General features: G+C 64.3%; 17 protein-coding genes. 5 read left to right on the forward strand and 12 right to left on the reverse strand.

Annotated features, from left to right (window positions below):
• Nucleotides 1–37 precede the first annotated feature (37 nt).
• Nucleotides 38–892: a formyltetrahydrofolate deformylase gene (gene purU / locus M2267_RS00365; protein WP_429111849.1), complete on the forward strand. Its 855-nt coding sequence runs from the start codon at nt 38–40 to the stop codon at nt 890–892.
• 55 nt (nt 893–947) lie between these two features.
• On the opposite strand, the gene M2267_RS00370 is transcribed toward purU, so the two are convergent.
• The 9 genes from M2267_RS00370 to M2267_RS00410 form a co-directional block, all read right to left on the reverse strand.
• On the reverse strand, nt 948–1,592 hold the full coding sequence (locus M2267_RS00370; RefSeq protein ID WP_043622665.1) for a TetR family transcriptional regulator: 645 nt from the start codon (nt 1,590–1,592) through the stop codon (nt 948–950).
• Between the two features lie 51 nt (nt 1,593–1,643).
• Nucleotides 1,644–4,784 carry a multidrug efflux RND transporter permease subunit gene (locus M2267_RS00375; RefSeq protein WP_429111852.1) on the reverse strand — a complete coding sequence of 1,047 codons (3,141 nt, stop codon included), beginning with the start codon at nt 4,782–4,784 and terminating at the stop codon, nt 1,644–1,646.
• A gap of 10 nt (nt 4,785–4,794) precedes the next feature.
• Complete coding sequence (locus M2267_RS00380) at nt 4,795–6,018, reverse strand: efflux RND transporter periplasmic adaptor subunit (RefSeq protein ID WP_402323680.1); 1,224 nt, start codon at nt 6,016–6,018, stop codon at nt 4,795–4,797.
• A 256-nt stretch (nt 6,019–6,274) separates the two neighbouring features.
• Complete coding sequence (locus M2267_RS00385; RefSeq protein WP_402323679.1) at nt 6,275–7,276, reverse strand: ABC transporter ATP-binding protein; 1,002 nt, start codon at nt 7,274–7,276, stop codon at nt 6,275–6,277.
• A gap of 13 nt (nt 7,277–7,289) precedes the next feature.
• Nucleotides 7,290–8,354, reverse strand: coding sequence for a Gfo/Idh/MocA family protein (locus M2267_RS00390; protein WP_060519458.1), 1,065 nt, complete (start codon nt 8,352–8,354; stop codon nt 7,290–7,292).
• A complete protein-coding gene (locus M2267_RS00395) occupies nt 8,351–9,190 on the reverse strand; it encodes a carbohydrate ABC transporter permease (protein ID WP_043626614.1) in 840 nt (279 codons plus the stop codon). Before M2267_RS00395 ends, M2267_RS00390 begins: the two co-directional genes overlap by 4 nt.
• 11 nt (nt 9,191–9,201) lie before the next feature.
• A complete protein-coding gene (locus M2267_RS00400) occupies nt 9,202–10,152 on the reverse strand; it encodes a carbohydrate ABC transporter permease (RefSeq protein WP_043626608.1) in 951 nt (316 codons plus the stop codon).
• A 343-nt stretch (nt 10,153–10,495) separates the two neighbouring features.
• Nucleotides 10,496–11,755: an ABC transporter substrate-binding protein gene (locus M2267_RS00405; RefSeq protein WP_043626606.1), complete on the reverse strand. Its 1,260-nt coding sequence runs from the start codon at nt 11,753–11,755 to the stop codon at nt 10,496–10,498.
• Nucleotides 11,756–11,810: 55 nt separating this feature from the next.
• The gene (locus M2267_RS00410) at nt 11,811–12,707 is read right to left on the reverse strand and encodes an N-acetylmuramic acid 6-phosphate etherase (RefSeq protein ID WP_043626602.1); all 897 of its coding nucleotides are present in this window, start codon (nt 12,705–12,707) and stop codon (nt 11,811–11,813) included.
• Nucleotides 12,708–12,905: 198 nt separating this feature from the next.
• Between M2267_RS00410 and M2267_RS00415 the strand changes: the two genes are divergently transcribed.
• From M2267_RS00415 to nagA, 4 genes are read left to right on the forward strand one after another with little or no spacing between them, the layout of a single operon-like run.
• Nucleotides 12,906–13,790 carry a BadF/BadG/BcrA/BcrD ATPase family protein gene (locus tag M2267_RS00415; protein ID WP_429111855.1) on the forward strand — a complete coding sequence of 295 codons (885 nt, stop codon included), beginning with the start codon at nt 12,906–12,908 and terminating at the stop codon, nt 13,788–13,790.
• Nucleotides 13,787–14,551 carry a GntR family transcriptional regulator gene (locus M2267_RS00420; RefSeq protein WP_043626596.1) on the forward strand — a complete coding sequence of 255 codons (765 nt, stop codon included), beginning with the start codon at nt 13,787–13,789 and terminating at the stop codon, nt 14,549–14,551. The genes M2267_RS00415 and M2267_RS00420 overlap by 4 nt, the downstream gene beginning before the upstream one ends.
• A gap of 32 nt (nt 14,552–14,583) precedes the next feature.
• The gene (locus M2267_RS00425; protein WP_043626593.1) at nt 14,584–15,606 is read left to right on the forward strand and encodes an SIS domain-containing protein; all 1,023 of its coding nucleotides are present in this window, start codon (nt 14,584–14,586) and stop codon (nt 15,604–15,606) included.
• Nucleotides 15,603–16,763, forward strand: a complete 1,161-nt coding sequence (gene nagA / locus M2267_RS00430) for an N-acetylglucosamine-6-phosphate deacetylase (protein WP_429111857.1) — start codon at nt 15,603–15,605, stop codon at nt 16,761–16,763. Before M2267_RS00425 ends, nagA begins: the two co-directional genes overlap by 4 nt.
• An 85-nt stretch (nt 16,764–16,848) precedes the next feature.
• Here the strand turns inward: nagA and M2267_RS00435 are convergent, their stop codons facing one another.
• Genes M2267_RS00435 through M2267_RS00445 form a run of 3 tightly spaced genes read right to left on the reverse strand, consistent with a single transcriptional unit; the run spans nt 16,849 to nt 19,849 of the window.
• Complete coding sequence (locus M2267_RS00435) at nt 16,849–17,583, reverse strand: copper homeostasis protein CutC (RefSeq protein WP_429111859.1); 735 nt, start codon at nt 17,581–17,583, stop codon at nt 16,849–16,851.
• The gene (locus M2267_RS00440; RefSeq protein WP_429111860.1) at nt 17,580–18,491 is read right to left on the reverse strand and encodes an ROK family protein; all 912 of its coding nucleotides are present in this window, start codon (nt 18,489–18,491) and stop codon (nt 17,580–17,582) included. Before M2267_RS00440 ends, M2267_RS00435 begins: the two co-directional genes overlap by 4 nt.
• On the reverse strand, nt 18,488–19,849 hold the full coding sequence (locus M2267_RS00445) for an amidase (protein ID WP_429111861.1): 1,362 nt from the start codon (nt 19,847–19,849) through the stop codon (nt 18,488–18,490). Before M2267_RS00445 ends, M2267_RS00440 begins: the two co-directional genes overlap by 4 nt.
• Nucleotides 19,850–19,965: the final 116 nt, after the last annotated feature.

Consider the following 19,965-nt stretch of genomic DNA (forward strand, 5'->3'; position numbering starts at 1 on the left):
GAAGCCTCGTCCGAAACGGCTGCAATCGGAGGAGATCATGGCGCCGAAGACTTTCATTCTTGTCCTGTCCTGCGACGACAAACCCGGCATCGTCGCCGCCGTCACCACGGAGCTTGCCGCCCTTGGCGCAAACATCGCCGAGAGCAACCAGTTCTGGGATACCAGGACCAACAGCTTCTTCATGCGCATCGCCTTTCAGGTTGCAGCGAGCGTTCAGGCCGGTGATGTCGAGCGGGCGCTTCGCCCGGCCGTCGAGCGTTTCCAGATGCGGACCACGCTCACAGATGCTGCGGTCAAGCCGAAGATCCTCGTTCTCGTCTCCAGGTTCGACCACGCGCTGCTGCACCTGCTCTACCAGATCCGTGTGGGCTGGCTGAACGCGGAGGTCGTCGCCATCGTCTCCAACCACGAAGACAGCCGGCGCACGGCCGAGGCCGAAGGGCTCGCCTATCACTGTTGGCCGGTATCGAAGGACAACAAGGCCGAGCAGGAGGAAAGGCTTCTGCGCCTGGTTCAGGAGACCGGCGCCGATCTCGTCATCCTCGCCCGCTACATGCAGGTGTTCTCGGACAATCTGTCGAGGCGCCTCTACGGCAAGGCGATCAACATCCACCACTCGTTCCTGCCGAGCTTCAAGGGGGCAAAGCCCTATCATCAGGCGCATGAGCGCGGGGTGAAGCTGATCGGGGCGACCGCGCATTACGTGACGCCGGACCTCGACGAGGGGCCTATCATCGAGCAGGAGACGGAGCGCGTCAGCCATGCGCTGACAGCGGAAGATTTCGTCGCCACCGGTCGCGATATCGAAAGCCGGGTGCTGGCGCGCGCCGTCAAGCTGCACTTGGAGCGGCGCGTCATGCTCAACGGCCACAAGACCGTGGTGTTCAGCTAAGGGGTCCGGAAGGCCCTCGTGTAGCCGGTACTCTCTGGGGTGCCGGCTACGGTGGTTACAGGCGTGCGGCGACGGCCGTTGCCGTAACGGCCGGCGCGCGGAAGCTGGCAAAGAGCCGGCTCAACCCTTCGCGCCCCTCGGCCGTAAGGTCGAAGCGGCGGCCGAACAGCAGCCATTCCGTACAGAGCCCCAGCATCATCCAGTGCAGCGTCCGCGTCGCCGAGGCCGGGGTCCAGGTCTCGTGCATCTGCCCCTTGGCGAGCGCGCGGGAAAAAGCGAGTTCGAGCACGACATTGTGGTGCTCGTCGAGTTCCTTCTGGCGGGCGAGCACTTCGCCGAGGTCACCGTCGTAATTGGTGCGCAGCATGATCGTAAGGATGCGCTGGCGCTGCTCGTCGGCGGCGAGAACATCCAGCCAGTCGCCCATGGCGCCTTCGAGGATGGAGAGGGTGTCGGCGGCTTCCGCTTCGATCTCGCGGGCGACCATGTCTTCCTGCGGCAGGGGCACGGCATCGTGCAACGCGAGGAACAGGTCGGTCTTGTTGGCGAAGTGCCAGTAGATGGCGCCACGGGTCACGCCGGCGGCCTTGGCGATTTCTTCCAGCGTCGTGTTCGAGACGCCCTTTTCGTAGAAGACGCGCTCGGCGGCGCTCAGGATCTTCTGCCTCGTTGCTTCTGCATCGGCCTTTGTTCGGCGCATTCATTCCTCCTCATGCGACGGCCCGCCAGAGGCGGGCCGTCCAATCTTGTTTTACTCGGCGGGTGTGGGGTTTTCTGCGGCTGTCGGTGTGTTTTCCACCTTCTTTCGGCTGAACAGCTTCGTGACGAACACGAAGAAGACAGGAACGAAGAAGATGGCGAGCACCGTTGCCGAGATCATCCCGCCCATGACGCCCGTGCCGATGGCGCGCTGGCTGCCGGAGCTGGCGCCCGTGGCGATTGCCAGCGGCAGAACGCCGAGCGTGAAGGCCAGCGACGTCATCAGGATCGGCCGGAAGCGCAAGTGTGCCGCCTCCAGCGTCGCGTCGATCAGCGACTTGCCCTGCTCGCGCAGTTCCTTGGCAAACTCGATGATCAGGATCGCGTTCTTGGCCGAGAGGCCGATGATCGCGATCAGGCCGACCTTGAAGTACACGTCGTTCGGCATGTCGCGCATCATCACGGCGAGAACCGAGCCGATGACGCCGAGCGGAACGACCATGATCACCGCGACCGGAATCGACCAGCTCTCATAGAGGGCGGCAAGGCACAGGAAGACCAGAAGGCACGACAGCGCGATCAGGAGAGGCGCCTGGGTACCGGACTGGATTTCCTGCAGGGACTGGCCGGTCCACTCGTAGCCGAAGCCTGCCGGGAGCTCGCCCGCAAGCCTCTGCATCTCGGCGATCGCGTCACCCGACGAGTAGCCGTGGGCTGCTTCGCCGCTGATACGCACCGACGGGTAGCCGTTGTAGCCGATCGTCTGGGTCGATGCCTTGACCCACTCGACGGTCGCAAAGGCCGAGAGCGGCACCATGCCGCCATTGGCGTTGCGAACGTTGAGATTCAGCAGATCAGTCGTCTGCATGCGCTGACCCTCGTCCGCCTGCACCGTCACGCGCTGCATGCGGCCGGCATTCGGGAAGTCGTTGACATAGGACGAGCCAAGGTTGGTCGAGATCGTCGAGTTGATATCGGCGAAGGTCACGCCGAAGGTGTTGGCCTTCTCGCGGTCGATGGTCACGCTGACCTGAGCCGCATCGGGCATGCCTTCGAAACGAACGCCGGTGACGATCTTGCTCTCAGCCGCAAGGCCGAGAAGCTGGTCGCGGGCCTGCGACAGAGCCGCCTCGCCGAGACCGCCGCGATCCTGCAGACGGAAGGAGAAGCCGCCTGTGGTGCCGAGTCCCTGGATCGCCGGCGGCGACAGCGCGAAGCTGATCGCATCCTTGATCTGGCTCATCGCCATCGTTGCCCGCATGGCAATCGACTGGGCAGCATTGTCGGCGTCGCGTTCGCTCCAGTCCTTCAGCGTCACGAAGGCGAGCGCTGCGTTCTGTCCGGTGCCGAAGAAGGAGAAGCCGTTGATCGCGATGATGCGTTCGACAGCCGGCTCCGTGCCGAAGATGTTCTCGGCCTGCTCAACCACCTCGGTCGTACGGTTGCCCGTCGCCTCGGAGGGGAGCTGCATCATGACGATCACGAAGCCCTGGTCTTCGTCCGGAAGGAACGACGACGGCAGCTTCATGAACAGCCAGCCGAGGCCGGCAAGCACGGCGACATAGACGATCATGTAACGGCCGGTCCGGTGGACCAGACGCTTCACGATGCCGCTATAGCCATGTGAGGTCTTGTCGAACGAGCGGTTGAACCAGCCGAAGAAGCCGCGCTTGGCGTGGTGGTGGCCTTTGGGAACCTGCTTGAGGAAGCTGGCGCACAAGGCTGGCGTCAGCGACAGGGCAAGCAGCGCCGAGAACAGGATCGACACGACCATCGTCAGCGAGAACTGGCGATAGATCACGCCGACGGCGCCCGGGAAGAAGGCCATCGGAATGAACACCGAAGCCAGAACCAGCGTGATGCCGATGACGGCGCCGGTGATCTGCTTCATCGCCTTGCGGGTTGCATCCTTCGGCGTCAGTCCCTCTTCGGACATGATGCGTTCGACGTTTTCGACGACGATGATCGCATCGTCGACGAGAATACCGATCGCCAGCACCATGCCGAACATGGTGAGCACGTTGATCGAGAAGCCCATCGCCAGCATCACCGCGCAGGTGCCGAGCAGGGCGACCGGTACGACGAGCGTCGGGATGATGGTGTAGCGGATGTTCTGCAGGAACAGGAACATCACGACGAAGACGAGCGCGACGGCTTCGAGCAGCGTCTTAAGCACCTTCTCGATCGAAACGGCAACGAACGGCGAAGTGTCGTAGGGAACCGAATACTCGAGACCCTGCGGGAAGAACTTCGACAGTTCGTCCATGCGCTCCTTGATCGCGGCCGATGTCGACATGGCGTTGCCGCTCGGCGACAGCTGCACGGCGATAGCCGCGGACGGCTTGCCGTTCAGGCGGGTCGAGAACGCATAGCTTTCGCCGCCGATTTCGACGCGGGCGACATCGCGCAGCCGAACGGAGGAACCGTCCGGATTGGCGCGAAGCACGATCGCTCCGAATTCCTCGGCGCTCGACAGCTGGCCCTTGACGACGACGGGGGCACTGATCTGCTGTGTGATCGGGTTCGGCTGGGCGCCGATCGAGCCGGATGCGATCTGGGCGTTCTGGGCCTGGATCGCATTGGTGACGTCGGCAGCCGTCAGGTTGAGGCCGAGCATCTTGTCCGGATCGAGCCAGATGCGCATCGAGCGTTCGGTGGCAAACAGCTGCGCACGGCCGACGCCGGGCACGCGCTGGACTTCGTTCAGAACGTTGCGGCTGAGATAGTCGCCGAGAGCGATGGCATCCATCTGGCCGTCGGTCGAGGTGAGCGCGACGATCATCAGGAAGCCGGAGCCGGCTTCATCGACCTGCACGCCCTGGCGCTTGACCGAATCGGGCAGGCGCGGTTCGACGCGGCGAACGCGGTTCTGAATGTCGACGGCCGCCTGTCCCGGGTCGGTGCCCGGTGCAAAGGTGGCGCTGATTTCGACCGAGCCGGAGGCGCTGGAGGTCGACTCGAAATAGAGCAGGCCTTCGACGCCGTTCAGCTCATTTTCGATCAGCCGAGTGACGCTCTGGTAGGTGTCCTGGGACGACGCCCCGGGATAGCTCGTGTTGATGGAGATCTGCGGCGGTGCGACATCAGGATATTGCGATACCGGCAGAAGCGGTATCGCGATGATGCCGGCGAGCATGATGAAGATCGCCACCACCCAGGCAAAAATAGGCCTGTCGATGAAAAAACTGGGCATTAATCAGCACTCACTTTGTGGCTTCAGCGGGCTTTTCGTCGGCAGAGGCCGTCGTCTGCGCTGCTTCGGCAGTCGGCTTGGCGTCCGGGTTCCAGTCCGTCGGTTCGACGGGGGCACCGGGGCCGATCTTCTGGAAGCCCTCGACGATGACCTTCTCGCCGGCCTTGAGACCGGAGGTCACCTGCCAGCGGGTGCCGATCGTGCGACCGAGGGTCACGTTGCGGAACTCGACCTTGTTGTCGGCGCCGACGATATAGACCTGCGACTGGCCGGCGTTGTTGCGCTGGACGGCCTGCTGCGGAACGGTGATCGCGTCTTTCTCGACGCCCTGCTGCACGAGCACGCGAACATACATGCCGGGAAGCAGGTCGTTGTCGGGGTTCGGGAACTCACCGCGCAGGGTTACCTGGCCGGTCGTCGCATCGACGGCGGCTTCCGAGAACAGGAGCTTGCCCTTGTGCTCGTAGGCCGTGCCGTCGTCGAGCACGAGCTGGACTTCGGCTTCCTCGCCGTCGCCGTTCATCATCTTGCCGTCCTCGAGCGCCTTGCGCAGGCGGATGAGGTCGGTCGCCGACTGGGTGAAGTCGGCGTAGAGCGGGTCGAGCTGCTGGATCGTCGCGAGGTTTTCCGAGCTGTTGGTGCTGACAAGCGCGCCTTCGGTGATCAGCGCACGGCCGATGCGGCCGCTGATCGGTGCGGTCACGTCGGCATATTGCAGGTCGAGCTTGGCCGCCGCGAGGCCGGCTTCGGCGATCGCGACATCGGCGTCGGCGGTCGCAAGCAGCGCAGCCGCGTCCTCCAATTGCTGCGCGGCGACGACGTTCGCCTTCCTGAGCTGTTCCTGGCGATCGGCCTTCTGCTGGGCCTGCTGGCGAATGGATTGGGCGCGCCGAAGCGTTGCCTCCGCCTTTTCGACCTGAACGCGGAAGGGCGCAGGATCGATGCGGTAAAGCACATCGCCCTCATTGACCTTGGAGCCCTGCTGGAAGACGCGTTCGACGACAATGCCGGAAACGCGCGGACGGACCTCGGCGACGCGGGTCGCGGCGATGCGGCCCGGCAGCTCGTTGGTGATCGGCAGGGTTTCGGCCTTGGTCGTGAAGACCGCGACGGCGGACGGTGGGAATGCGGCGGCGCCCTGTTGTGCTTCCTCTTTCTGGCAGCCGGAAAGAAGAATCACAGTTGCCAAGGCGGCGGCCAGTGTCGGTCGGTTCATGCGCATAGCGATGTCCATATTCGGTGACCGCAGGCGACAGGTGCATCTCGCAAGGTGCCCGTACGGTCCGGAAGTGAAGGGGAGCAGAACCGGTATCGCTTGGGGAAAATACCGGAAAGCTAATATACAAACACAAATGTATGTTAAATTGCTTTGCGGCGCAACAGAGTCGTTCAGCACGGACAATCAAAAAATAAATCAACCGCCACAGGGGTTTAAGCCCATGGCGGTTGCTTTTCACGTAGCTGTGATGAGGCCTCGGCCTCAAAGCGGATCAGGCGAGAACGCGGTCGTCGTCGCCGAAACGGTGCATGGCGCCGACCGTCGGCGTCGCATAGACGATGTCGTCAGGCGCGTAGCGATGTTCGCCGAAGAGGCGGACAGTGATGGTGCCGACCTGCTCGCTGTCGATGTAGACGATGGTGTCGGCGCCGAGGTGCTCGACATGCACCACCTTGCCCTTCCAGTCGCCGCTCTCGCGCGAAAGCGCCATGTGCTCCGGGCGGATGCCGATCGTCTTGGCTTTGACATCGCCGAGCCGGGCGCCCTCGATGAAGTTCATCTGCGGCGAGCCGATGAAGCCGGCGACGAAGACATTGGCCGGACGATTGTAGAGATCCATCGGCGAGCCGATCTGCTCGATCTGGCCGGCGTTCAAGACGACGATCTTGTCGGCGAGCGTCATCGCCTCCACCTGGTCGTGGGTCACGTAGATCATCGTTGCCTTCAGGCTGCGATGCAGCCGGGCAATCTCGAGCCGGGTGTTGACGCGCAGCGCCGCATCGAGGTTCGAAAGCGGCTCGTCGAACAGGAAGAGCTTCGGTTCGCGCACGATCGCGCGGCCGATCGCCACGCGCTGGCGCTGGCCGCCGGAAAGCTCGGCCGGGCGACGAGCGAGGTAGGGATCGAGCGACAGCATGCTCGCTGCCTTGCCGACCTTGTCCTCGATCTCCGCCTTCGGTGCGCCTGCCTGCTTCAGGCCAAGGCCCATATTGTCCTTCACCGACAGGTGCGGATAGAGCGCGTAGGACTGGAACACCATGGCGATGCCGCGCTTGGCGGGCGCCACATGGCCGACTTCCGTGCCGTCGATCTGCACGCTGCCTGAGGTCGCGTCCTCGAGACCGGCGATGGTGCGCAGCAAGGTCGACTTGCCGCAGCCGGACGGGCCGACGAAGATGACGAATTCGCCGTCCTTCACCTCGAGGTCGATGCCCTTCAGCACCTCATGGCTACCGTAGGCCTTGCGGATGGATTTGAGTTGAAGCGATCCCACCTGGTTGCCCCCTTTAAAGTTTGACTGGTCTGCCGGTGCGCACGCTTTCGTCTGCGGCAAGGCAGATGCGGAGCGACTGCACGGCGTCGTTCATGTGACGGTCGAGGTCGATGTTTTCGCGAATGGCCTTCAGCACATAGGCCTGTTCGCGGTCGCAGAGTTCCTGGTGGCCGGGCTCGCCGTCCATCTTCAGGTCCTCGTCGGCTTTCAGGAATCGGCCGTCGGGACCGGTTTCGGCATTGTGCAGCCGGATCACCGCGGTCTTGGTGTGCATGTCGATGTCGTCGGACTTGGCGTTCTGGTCCATGACGATCGACACCGATCCCTTCGGCGACATCACGTCCTTCACGAAGAAGGCGGTTTCCGAGATCATCGGCCCCCAGCCGGCTTCGTACCAGCCGGCCGAGCCATCCTCGAAGATCACCTGCAGGTGGCCGTAATTGTACATATCGGGCGCGATCTCGTCGGAGAGGCGAAGCCCCATGCCGCGCACTTCCACCGGCTTGGCGTCGGTGATCTGGCACATGACGTCGACATAGTGCACGCCGCAGTCGACGATCGGCGACGTCGTCTTCATCAGCGACTTGTGCGTCTCCCAGGTGGGTCCGCTCGACTGCTGGTTGAGGTTCATGCGGAAGACATAGGGGCCGCCGAGCTTGCGCGCTTCGGCGATCAGCCGGATCCACGAGGGGTGATGGCGCAGGATGTAGCCGATCACCAGCTTGCGGCCGTGTTTCTTCGCCGCCGCGACGACGCGCTCGGCGTCGGCGACGGTGGTCGCGAGCGGCTTTTCAACGAAGACGTCGGCGCCGGCCTCGAACGCCATGACCGCGAAGTCGGCATGGCTGTCCGAATAGGTGCAGATCGAGCAGAGCTCGGGCTTCAGTTCGGCCAAAGCCGTCTTGAAGTCCGGATGGATCGTGTAGCCGCTCAGTTCCTCCGGCAACGGTACCTTCGAACGGTTGACGAGGCCGACGATCTCGAAGCCGGGATTGTTGTGATAGGCGAGCGCGTGGCTGCGCCCCATGTTGCCGAGCCCCGCGACGAGGACCCGGACCGGTTTGCTGCTTGCACTCACTTGACTGCTCCTGCCGTGATGCCGCGGATCAGTTGCCGCGAGAAGATGACGTAGAGGACGAGAACCGGAAGGATGGCGAGCGACAGCGCCGCCAGAACCGCGTTCCAGTTGGTGACGAACTGGCCGATGAAGATCTGCGAGCCGAGCGTCACCGTCTTGGTCGCTTCCGCCGGCGCGAGGATCAGCGGGAACCAGAGGTCGTTCCAGATCGGGATCATGGTGAAGACCGCGACCGTTGCCATGGCCGGCCGGACGAGCGGCAGAACCAGGCGGAAGAAAATCGAATATTCCGACAGCCCGTCGATGCGTCCGGCATTCTTCAGGTCATCGGAGACCGTGCGCATGAACTCCGAGAGAATGAAGATCGCGAGCGGCAGGCCTTGGGCGGTATAGACGAGGATCAGCGCCGTCAGCGTGTTGACGAGGTTGGCAGCGACCATGCCCTGCAGAATGGCGACGGTGCCGAGGCGGATCGGGATCATGATGCCGATCGCGAGATAAAGCCCCATCAGCGTGTTGCCGCGGAAGCGGTATTCCGACAGCGCGAAGGCGGCCATCGCCCCGAAGAGCAGCACCAGCGCGATCGAGACGATCGTGACGATGAAGCTGTTCTGGAAATAGGTGGCGAAATCGCCCTGGCCGAGGACCGTTTCATAGCCGATCAGGCTGAAGGTCTGCGGCGTCGGGATCGTCAGCGGCGCCCGGAAGATCGCGTTGCGATCCTTGAACGAGTTGATGATCGTCAGGAACACCGGGAACAGCGAGATGAGCGTGTAGGCGATGAGCGCTGCATGCACGAAGCCGGTGCGGAGAAATGAATCGCGTGCTTTCGACATCTCCGGTCTCCTCAGAACTGGTAGCGGCGCATGCGGCGCTGAATGACGAAGAGGTAGAGCGAGACGCCGGCGAGGATGATGAGGAACATCACCGTGGCGATCGTCGCGCCCATCGAGCGGTCGCCGAGCTGCAGCTGGAAACCGAAGAAGGTGCGGTAGAGCAGCGTGCCGAGAATGTCGGTCGAGCCGTCCGGGCCGGCAAGCGCGCCCTGCACCGTGTAGACCAGGTCGAAGGCGTTGAAGTTGCCGACGAAGGTCAGGATCGAGATGATGCCGATGGCCGGCAGGATCAGCGGCAGCTTGATCTTCCAGAACTGGCTCCAGCCGGTGACGCCGTCGCATTCGGCAGCCTCGATCACCTCATCCGGAATGTTGAGCAGGGCGGCGTAGATCAGCATCATCGGGATGCCGACATATTGCCAGACCGAGATTAGCGACACGGTGACGAGCGCCGAACCGGGCTTGCCGAGCCAGGGGGCAAACAGCGACTTCAGGCCGACGAGATCGAGCATGCCGGGTGCAACGCCCCAGATCGGCGACAGGATCAGCTTCCAGATGAAGCCGACGATCACGAAGGAGAGCAGCGTCGGCAGGAAGATCGCCGTGCGGTAGAAGGTGACGAAGCGCAGCTTCGGGATCGACAGCATGGCGGCGAGCGCGACGCCGATCGGGTTCTGCACGCACATATGGATGATGAAGAAGATGACGTTGTTCTTCAGCGCGTTCCAGAAATCGTGCGCCCAGCGTTCGTCGCCGAACAGCGTCTGGAAATTCGCAAGGCCGACAAAGGCCGGCTGGCCGTCGACCGTGTTGAACAGCGAAAGCCTGAGCGTTTCGATCAACGGCAGGATCATCACCGCCGAATAGACCAGGAAGGCCGGCAGCAGGAAGACGAGGATGTGCCAGCGTTTCGGCCGCCTTGCGGTCGGCTGTCCGTCTTGCACTGAAAGAGCGTCACTCATGGATCCATCCGTTTCTAGAAGACCGGTCCCCAGGCAATCATGATGCGCACCGGCGCCACGCGGCCGGTCGCGCCGCATGCCGTCTGCCCCTTTATCGAGGGCTCATGACGAAGGTTAAGTCTATCGCGTTCTTTTGCAAACGACTGCGTCGGCGGCCTCCCACTGGGGGAGGCCGGTGACGCTTCGGCTGGGGGAGTGCCGTCATTCGGCATGTCGCCCCGCCCGGTCCCCACGGCATCCTTAAATCCATCCGGCTTAAGGTGCTCTATGCACGTCCAGGACGTGCGGCGCTGTAGGGCCGACCCTCCCCCGTCAAGGGGAGGGAACCTATTGCGCTTACGTCTTACTTCGCCGGCTTGTACCAGCCGTCGAGGCCCTTCTGCAGCTTCTCGGCGGCAACCTCAGGCGTATCCGTGCCGTTGATCACGTTGGCCGATTCGACCCAGGTCTCGTTTTCCAGGTTCGGCGTGCCGCGCGACAGGATCTGGTAGGTCGAGCGGATCGTCGGCTTGCACTTTTCGCGCCAGGAAACGAATTCCTGCGCCAGCGGATCGGCCATCTTCACGGGCTGCGAGTTCAGGCTGAAGAAGCCCGGCAGCGCGTTGGCGTAGATTTCGGCGAATTCCGGCGAGGAAATCCAGGTCAGCAGCTTCTTGGCTTCTTCGGCATGCGCGCTCTTGGCGTTCAGGCCGACGCCGATGTCGTTATGGTCGGAGATGTAGCAGGCGTCACCGGCGTTCTTCACCGGCGGCGGGAAGGCGCCCATCTTGAATTGGGCCTGTGTGTTGAACAGGCCGATTTCCCACGAGCCGGCCGGGTAGATTGCAGCGCGGCCGAGCGTGAAGAGGTTCTGGCTGTCCGGATAGGTCTGGGCTTCGAAGCCGTCGCCGAGATAATCCTTCCACTTGGCAAGAACGCGATAGGGCTCGACCCATGCTTCGTCGGTCAGCTTCTCTTCGCCCTTGATCAGCTTGGCGCGGCCTTCTTCACCCTTCCAGTAGGTCGGGCCGATGTTCTGGTAGCCCATGGTCGCGGCTTCCCAGAGGTCCTTGGTGCCCATCGCCATCGGGATGTAGTTGCCGTCGGCCTTGATCTTGTCGAGGGCGGCGAAGAATTCCGCTTCCGTCGTCGGGATCTGGATGCCGAGCTGGTCGAACGCGTCCTTGTTGTAGATGAAGCCGTGGATGACCGAAGCCATCGGCACGCAGAAGGTGGCCTTGCCGTCGTCGGTGGTCCAGGCGGACTTGGCGACCGGCGAGAAGTTCTCCATGCCGGCCAGACCCGTCAGGTCGGCGAGGTGCTTCTTGTTGTAAAGTTCGAGCGAGGCGTCGAACGGACGGCAGGTGATGAGATCGCCTGCGGAGCCGGCGTCGAGCTTGGCGTTGAGTGCGGCGTTGTACTCGGTCGGCGCGGTCGGCGCGAACTTGACCTTGATGCCCGGGTGCTTGGCTTCGAATGCCGGGATCAGCTTTTCCTGCCAGATCGCCAGGTCGTCGTTGCGCCAGCTTTCGATGGTCAGCGTCACGTCCTCGGCGTGCGCCAGCCCGGCCGTGCCGAGAATGCTCGAAGCGAGCAGCAGGCCTTTGATTGTCGTACGGATCATGCAGTTTCTCCCTCTTTATAAGCGCCCTCCGGCGCGGTTTGGATCCCGGAATTACTCAGGCCGAGACGATGTCGATCGCCTGGCGCAGATTCTGCCTGGTCTCTTTCAGTGCCGCCTCCGCGACCGCAACGTCCTTCGCGCCAGAGGCGAGCAGGATCGCGACCTTGACCGAGCCGGAGGCCATGTTGATCAGCCGGCCGGCCTCGGCAGCGCTGATGCCGGTAATGTCGGTAACGATGCGGATTGCGCGGCCGTGCAGCTTGATATTGTCGGCGCGCAGGTTGACCATGTGGCCGTCGAGCACGTGGCCGAGCTGAATGCCGACCAGCGTCGAGAACATGTTGAAGGCGATCTTCTGCGCGGTGCCGGCGCCCATGCGGGTCGAGCCGGAAACCACTTCCGGCGGCGTCTGCAGAAGGATCGAAACGTCGGCGTCCTTGAACAGCGCCGCACCCGGATTGTTCGCGACCCCGATCACCTTGGCGCCGAGCTTGCGGGCCTCGTCGGCCGCAGCAAGCGCGTAAGGGGTGGAGCCGCTGGCGGAAACAGAAACGAGGCAGTCGCCCGCGCCGATGCCGGCCTTGCGCACGTCTTCACGGGCAAGGTCCATGTCGTCTTCATAGCCACCTGCAAGGTCGCTGAGGCTGGCGGTGCCGCCGGCAAGCAGAACGACGATCTGGTCCTGGGCAATGCCGTAGGTGCCGGGCAGTTCGAGCGCATCGGCCATGGCCATCAGGCCGGAACTGCCGGCGCCGGCATAGGCGAGACGCCGGCCGGATGCGAGGGATTCGGCCGCGATCGATGCGGCAGCCGAGATCGACTCGATCGCCGCGTCGACGGCCTTGGCGGCCGCCTGCTGGCCGGACGCGAGCAGCCGGAGCGCCAGCGCCGGATGCATAAGATCCAGGCCTTTGGCGTTGTCGTGGCGCTCTTCGGTCTTGGCTGACGGCATGGGTTGTGTCTCCTCTTGGTCAAATTAATGCCAAAAAAATACCAATTGTCCAGCAGAATTTAAGTTTTGGCGTCTGAAAAAACTAAACAGCTAAATTAGCCCTTAGATTTCAACGTATTGCAACGAAATCGAAACGGTGGGCGGATTCAGGCTTGGATATTGGTATTTTTTTGGTATCCTCAATGGGCGGAGGTGCTCATGACAAATTACCTGATCGGAATCGATGGCGGCGGAACGAGCTGCCGGGCTGCCGTGGCAACGGCGGACGGGCGCATTCTCGGGCGCGGCAAGTCCGGCGCCGCCAATATCCTGACGGATCCGGAAACCGCGCTTGCCAATATCGGTGAGGCCGCACGCGCCGCCTTCGTAGAGGCGGGCCTTGATCCCCAGGGTATTAGCGCCGCCAAGGCGATCGTCGGTGTCGCCGGGCACAATGTCGGTGACGCCGTGCATTATGTGAAGCGCCGCCTCCCGTTTGCCGCCGCCGACATCGAGTCCGATGGCTTGATCGCCCTCCAGGGCGCGCTCGGCAATCGTGACGGCGCGGTCGCCATTCTTGGTACCGGCAGCATCTATATCCTGCGCCAGGGCGAAACCGTCAGCTATGTCGGCGGTTGGGGCTTCACCATCGGTGACCATGGCAGCGGCGCCCGCATCGGCCATGCGCTTCTGCAGGAAAGCCTGCTTGCCTTCGACAATATTCATGAAGCCTCGGCGGTGACGGCATCGGTCCTTGCCGAATTCAACAACGACGCGCGGGACGTCGTCGATTTCGCCCGCCTCGCCAAGCCCGGAGAATTCGGTCGCTATGCGCCGCGCGTGTTCGAGGGGGCCACATCCGGTGATCCGGTTGCCGTGCGCATCCTGAAAGCCGCTGCGCTTACAGTGGACGAGGCACTCGATGTCGTCGTCGCAAGGGGCTGCGACAGATTGTGCCTTCTCGGTGGATTGGCGCCGCTCTATCGCCACTGGCTTGCCGATCGGCATCAGGCCTTGCTCGTCGAGGCGGAGGCCGACGCGCTGACCGGATCGGTCGCCGTTGCCGCCCAGCGCTTCGGCACCCAGGCGAGGGCAGGCGCATGACGCACCAGCTCGCTTCCATTCTGCCGCTCGAGGGCCTGCAGTCCGGAGGGTCGGGGCCGCTCTATCTCAAGCTCAGGCAATCGCTCGAAGACGCGATCCAGTCGGGCAAGCTCAACCACGGCGACGCTCTGCCGCCGGAACGCGACCTTGCCGACTACGCCAACATCAGCCGCGTCACCGTGCGCAAGGCCGTGGACGATCTCGTGCGTGACGGGCTGCTGGTTCGCCGCCACGGCTCCGGCACCTTCGTCGTCAAGCCGGTCTCCAAGGTGCAGCAGTCGCTCTCGCGGCTGACCTCGTTTACCGAAGACATGGCGCGCCGTGGCCTGAACACCCATGCCCGCTGGCTGGAGCGCGGCCTGTTTCATCCCTCTCCGGATGAAATGATGGCGCTCGGCCTTCCGGCCGACGCGCTGGTCGCCCGCCTCGGGCGCCTGCGCATCGCCGATGACATGCCGCTTGCGATCGAGCGTGCCAGCATTTCGGCGGAGTTCCTGCCCGACCCGCAGACCGTCACCTCGTCGCTCTATACTGCGCTCGACAAGACGCGCTCGCGACCGGTGCGCGCCGTGCAGCGCATCTCCGCCTGCAACATCAAGGATCCGGATGCCTCGATGCTCGGCGTCGCCGTCGGTTCGGCCGGCCTTTCCATCGAACGTGTTTCCTACCTCGCATCGGGACGCGTCGTCGAATTCACCCGCTCGCTCTACCGGGGCGATGCCTATGACTTTGTCGCGGAACTGACGCTGTCGGAATCCTAAAGCGACGGCTCCGCCAAGAAAGGGAATTGACCATGCAGACCAATATGCGCCGAGAAATCGACGAGATCCCCGAAGCCGCCCAGCGTCTGCTGGAACGCTCCGCCGACCAGCTCAAGGCTGCCGGTGCGGCACTCCGCGCCAAGGATCCGGCCTTCCTCGTCACCATCGCCCGCGGCTCCTCCGACCATGCGGCGCTGTTCCTCAAATATGCGATCGAGCTGCAGGCTGGCGTGCCCGTCGCCTCGCTCGGCCCGTCGCTGGCCTCGATCTACGGTGCCAAGCTGAAGCTCGGCGGCGCGGCAGCGATCGCGATTTCGCAGTCGGGCAAGAGCCCGGACATCGTTGCCATGGCGAAGGCTGCAACCGATGCCGGCGCGGTCTCGATCGCGCTTACCAACACTTTGCCCTCGCCGATTTCCGAGGCTTGCACCAACCCGCTCGACATCCTGGCCGGTCCGGAAATCGCGGTTGCCGCCACGAAGTCCTACGTCAATTCGATCGTCGCCGGCCTCGCCGTGCTTGGCGAGTGGACCGGTGATGCGGCGCTTCAGCGCGCGGTCGCCGACCTGCCGAACCAGTTTGCCAAGGCCGTCAAGCTCGACTGGCAGGCCTTTGCCGACGATCTTGGCGAAGCCGAATCGCTCTATGTGCTCGGCCGCGGCCCGGCGCTCGCCATCGCCAGCGAAGCGGCGCTGAAGTTCAAGGAAACCTCCGGCATGCATGCGGAAGCCTATTCCGCGGCGGAAGTGCTGCACGGGCCGGTGGCGCTCGTCGGCGCCAAGTTCCCGGTGCTGACACTTGCCGCCCGTGATGCGGCCGAGACGTCGGTTGCCGGCATTGCCGACGGTATGGCGGAAAAGGGTGCAGTGGTTCATGCTACCTCGAACCTCGCCGCCAAGGCCAAGCGTCTGCCCTTCGTCGAGACCGGTCACCCGATCACCGACGCGCTGACGCTGATCCTGCCGTTCTACGGCTTCGTCGAGGCCTGGTCGCGTTCGCGCGGTCTCAATCCCGATGCGCCGGCAAGCCTCAAGAAGGTAACGGAGACGAGATGAGCGAGAGGAAGGCAATCACCGGCGCCCGCCTGTTCGACGGCGTCGAATGGCACGACGGCTGCGCCCTCGTGATCGAGGCCGGCAGGGTCAAGGCGATCGTGGCGTCAGCCGACGTTCCCGCCGACGCCGAGCGGATCGATGCCCACGGCATGCTTTTGGCGCCGGGGTTCATCGACCTGCAGGTTAACGGCGGCGGTGGTGCGCTTCTGAACGAGGAGCCGACGGTTGAAGGCATCCGGCAGATCTGCTCGGCCCATGCCAAGTTCGGCACGACGGCACTTCTGCCGACGCTGATCACCGACACGCGTGAAATTAGAAGCGCCACCATCAAGGCCGGCCTTGAGGCCAAGGCTGCCGGCGTGCCCGGTTTCCTCGGGCTGCATCTCGAGGGCCCGCATCTTTCGGTCGCGCGCAAGGGGGCGCACGATCCGAAACTGATCCGCCCGATGGACGACGCCGATCTCGCCGAAATGCTCGATTGCGCCAGGGCGCTCGGCGTCCTGATGGTGACCGTGGCGCCGGAAAACGCCACCAAGGAGCAGGTGCGGGCGCTTACTGACGCCGGCGCCGTCGTCAGCCTCGGCCATACGGATGTCGGCTATGAAACCGCGGTCGCCTATGCCAAGGCGGGCGCGCGCACGGTAACCCATCTCTTCAACGCCATGAGCGGCCTCGGCCATCGTGAGCCGGGCGTGGTCGGTGCAGCGCTTGCCACCGGCACGCTGCATGCGGGCATGATCGCCGACGGCTATCACGTCGAGCCGGCGTCGATGGGCGTGGCGCTGCGCGCCAAGGTGGGGCCGGGCCAGATCTTCCTGGTCACCGACGCGATGTCGCCGATCGGCACCGACATGAAGAGCTTCCAGCTCAACGGCCGCGAAATCCTGCGCGAGGGCGGCCGCCTGACGCTTGCCGACGGCACGCTCGCCGGCGCCGACATCGACATGCTGTCCTCGGTTCGTTTCGTGCACGAAAAGCTCGGCCTGCCGGTCGAGGAAGCGCTGCGCATGGCCTCCGCCTATCCGGCCGACGCCATGGGCCTCGCCACCCACAAGGGGCGGCTGAAGCCCGGAGCGGATGCCGATTTCGTGCTGCTCACGCCGGAACTCGGCATGGGTTCCACCTGGATCGGCGGCATGCAGGTTTACGCAGCCTGATTGCGACGTCACGGACAACAAAGACCTGACAAAAAGACCCGGAATGCGTTTCGCTCTCCGGGTCTTTTTCTTTGGGGCTTCTTTGTTAGCGCGGGCTATGGGCCGCAAGCTTCGCCTTCATCGCCCGCACCGTATCCGCATCGGTGCGACGCCGGTCGGCGGAGACGAAGCCCATCTCCACTAGTCGCGGATCCTGAGCCGGCTCACGAACGGAGCAGGAGGAGTGAACCTCGCCGACAGCAAGATTGCCGAGGAGGGCGTCGACCGTGTCCAGCGTCACGCCCGACCCGGGCATGATCGACAATCGCCCGGCTGCGCGCTCGGTGATTTCCGTCAGGCGGTCGATCGCCTGTGGCGCGCTCTTCGCGCCACCCGAGGTCAGGATGCGTTCGAAGCCGAGTTCCACCGCCGTCTCCATCGCCTCGGCAAAATCCGGCACGAGATCGAACGCCCGGTGCAGCGTCATACCGAGCCCGGCCGCGTGGCCGGTGAGCTTGATGAGCATCGATGCGTCGAGCCGGCCATCGGCCAACGACGCGCCGAGCACGACACCGGCCAGACCGGCGTCTCGCGCCGCATCGATATCGCGGCGCATCACGTCGAGGTCGGCGGTCGAGAAGATGAAATCGCCCGGCCGGGGCCGGATCATCGCGTAGACGGGCACGGGCGGCGGGCCAGCCAGTGCCATCAGACCGGGATTGGGCGTGAGGCCGCCGACGGAAAGGGCGGCGCAAAGCTCGATTCGATCGGCACCGCCTTCGATGGCCGCGTAAAGTCCGTCCGCGTCGTCGACGCAGACTTCGAGTTTGATGTCGCTCATACCTTGTCTCCTGAAAGCCCGAGCAGCGCCGCGCCGATCAGGCCGGGCTCGATCCGGCATTCGCCGCGCACGACCAGCGGCCGGTCGAACTGTCTCAGAATCCGGCTACGCACCGCCCTGTCGATCTCGGCAAGCAGCTCCTCTGCATTGGAAAGGCCGCCGCCGACGGGCACGATCGTCGCACCGGTGATGTTGATGACCAACGCCAGCGGCGAGCTGACGAGGTCGACGAGAAGGTCCACCGTGCGCTTGGCTTCGGCGTCGCCAGTCTTCCAGGCTTCGATGATCTCGTGGCTCGAAAGCGTCTTGCCATGGGCGGTCTGGTGCAACCGTTCCAGCCCGCGGGCGCCGCCCACGGTATCGACGCAGCGCTTCTGGCCGCAGCCGCAGGCATAGGCGGGAATGGCGATGGGCGGATCTCCGGCTTCCGACGCGATCGCCGGACCATGGCCCCATTCGCCGGCAAAGCCGCCGTCGGCATTGATCAGCCGGCCGTCGATGACCAGGCCGCCGCCGACGCCGGTGCCGAGGATGGCGCCGAAAACGATGCGGTGGCCGCGCCCGGCACCCGCGCCGGCCTCGGCCAGCGCAAAACAGTCGGCATCATTGGCGATCTTCACCGGAAGATGCAGCGCCGCTTCCAGCTCGGCGACCAGTTCGCGACCGTCGATGCAGGGGATGTTGGCGCATTTGATGCGCTGCGTCTCGGGATCGATGACGCCCGTGATCGAGATCGCGACGCAAGCCGGATGTCCGCCCGCTTCGTCGAGGACCTCTTCGAGCGCCTGAACGAACTGGCGGAAGTTGGTAAGCGGCGTGGTTCGGCGCGGCAACGGAAAGATCCGGTCGCGCGAATGCACGATCGCGCCCTTGATTGCCGAGCCGCCGATATCGAAACAGACGATCATGCCTCACCCCGGATGATCGCCTCGGCCGAAAGCGCCACCGAAAGCAGCCGGTCGTCCTGGTGATGTGGGGCCGCAAGCTGGAAGCCGACCGGCATTTCCGCCGCTCCGAGCCCGCAGGGAATGGAGATGCCGCAGAAATCCAGGAAGTTGCCGATCGACGTGTTGCGCAGCGTCTTGCCGTTGATCTTGAAGAACAATTCGTCGTCTTCGAGAAGCGGCGCGATCGGCGGGGCGACATGCGGCAGCGTTGGGTGGGCGATGAGTTCGTTCGGCCTCAGGCTTTCGACCGTCTCGTGGATCAGCTGGTCGCGCGCGTCGAGGAGAGCGATGTAGTCGGGCATGGTGATCTTCTCGCCGAGCCGGGTGCGGGCTACGACGCGCGGATCAATCGCGTTTGCTTCAGGGCCGGCGAGACGCTCGCGGTGCAGCGCATAGGCCTCGGCCGTTACCAGGGCGCCGTGGCGGGCCATCAACCCGAACACCGCCGAGAAGGACGGGAAGGCGCGGCGGCTGACGGCAACGCCCGCCTTTTCGAGCCGCTTGATCGCGTCCTCGAAGGCTTCGACGATCTCCGGTTCCGCATCGTCGAAGACCACCGTTTCCGGGATCACCAGCGCGACGCCCGTAAGATCTGCGCGGCGCACGGTCGGCGCCGTCAGCCCGTGCATGGCGGCGTCCACCCAGACCGCGTCCTGCACCGTGTGGCAAAGGGGCCCGAGCGAATCCAGGCTTTCCGCCAACGGAAAGATGCCCTTCATCGCATAGCGGCCGCGTGTCGCCTTGTAGCCGACGATGCCGGTGAAGGCTGCGGGAATGCGGACGGAGCCGCCGGTGTCGGTGCCGATGGCCGCCGGCACCAGCCCGGCCGCAACCGCGACCGCCGAGCCCGACGACGAGCCGCCGGGAATGCGCTCGACGTCGGTGGCGGCGGGGTTGCGCGGCGTGCCGTAGTGCGGGTTGATGCCAAGGCCGGAGAAGGCGAATTCGCTGAGATTGGTGCGGCCGACACTGACCATGCCAGCGGCGGAAACGGCGGCGACCACGGGCGCGTCGCTTGTTGCCGGCGCGTTCGTGCGCAGCACCGCCGAGCCGGCGGTCGTGACGTCGCCGGCGGTGTCGAACAGGTCCTTCCAGGCGACCGGCAGGCCGTCGAGCAGGCCGAGCGACCGCCCGGCCCTCAGGCGCTTGGAGGCAGCCTCCGCATCCCGCGTCGCGCGCTCCGGTGTCAGCTCGACAAAGATGGCGTAATCGCCGTGGGCGTCGATCGCCGCATAGGTTTCCTTGGCGAGTTCCACCGGATCCAGCTTGCCGCTCTGCACCAGCACGGAAAGGCTGGCGAGTGTCTTTTGTTCTGTCATGTCATCCTCCGCGGAGCGCTGCTGCCGGCATCCCATATGTCTACAATATCGCCGCTCCCGGCGTTTTCCATGCTTCCCTTAGATGAGGTGCATGAATCTTGCATAAAGACGGGTGC

Origin of the sequence: Ensifer sp. KUDG1 (genome assembly GCF_050434285.1) — a bacterium.
In the GTDB taxonomy this organism is placed as follows: Bacteria; Pseudomonadota; Alphaproteobacteria; order Rhizobiales; family Rhizobiaceae; genus Ensifer.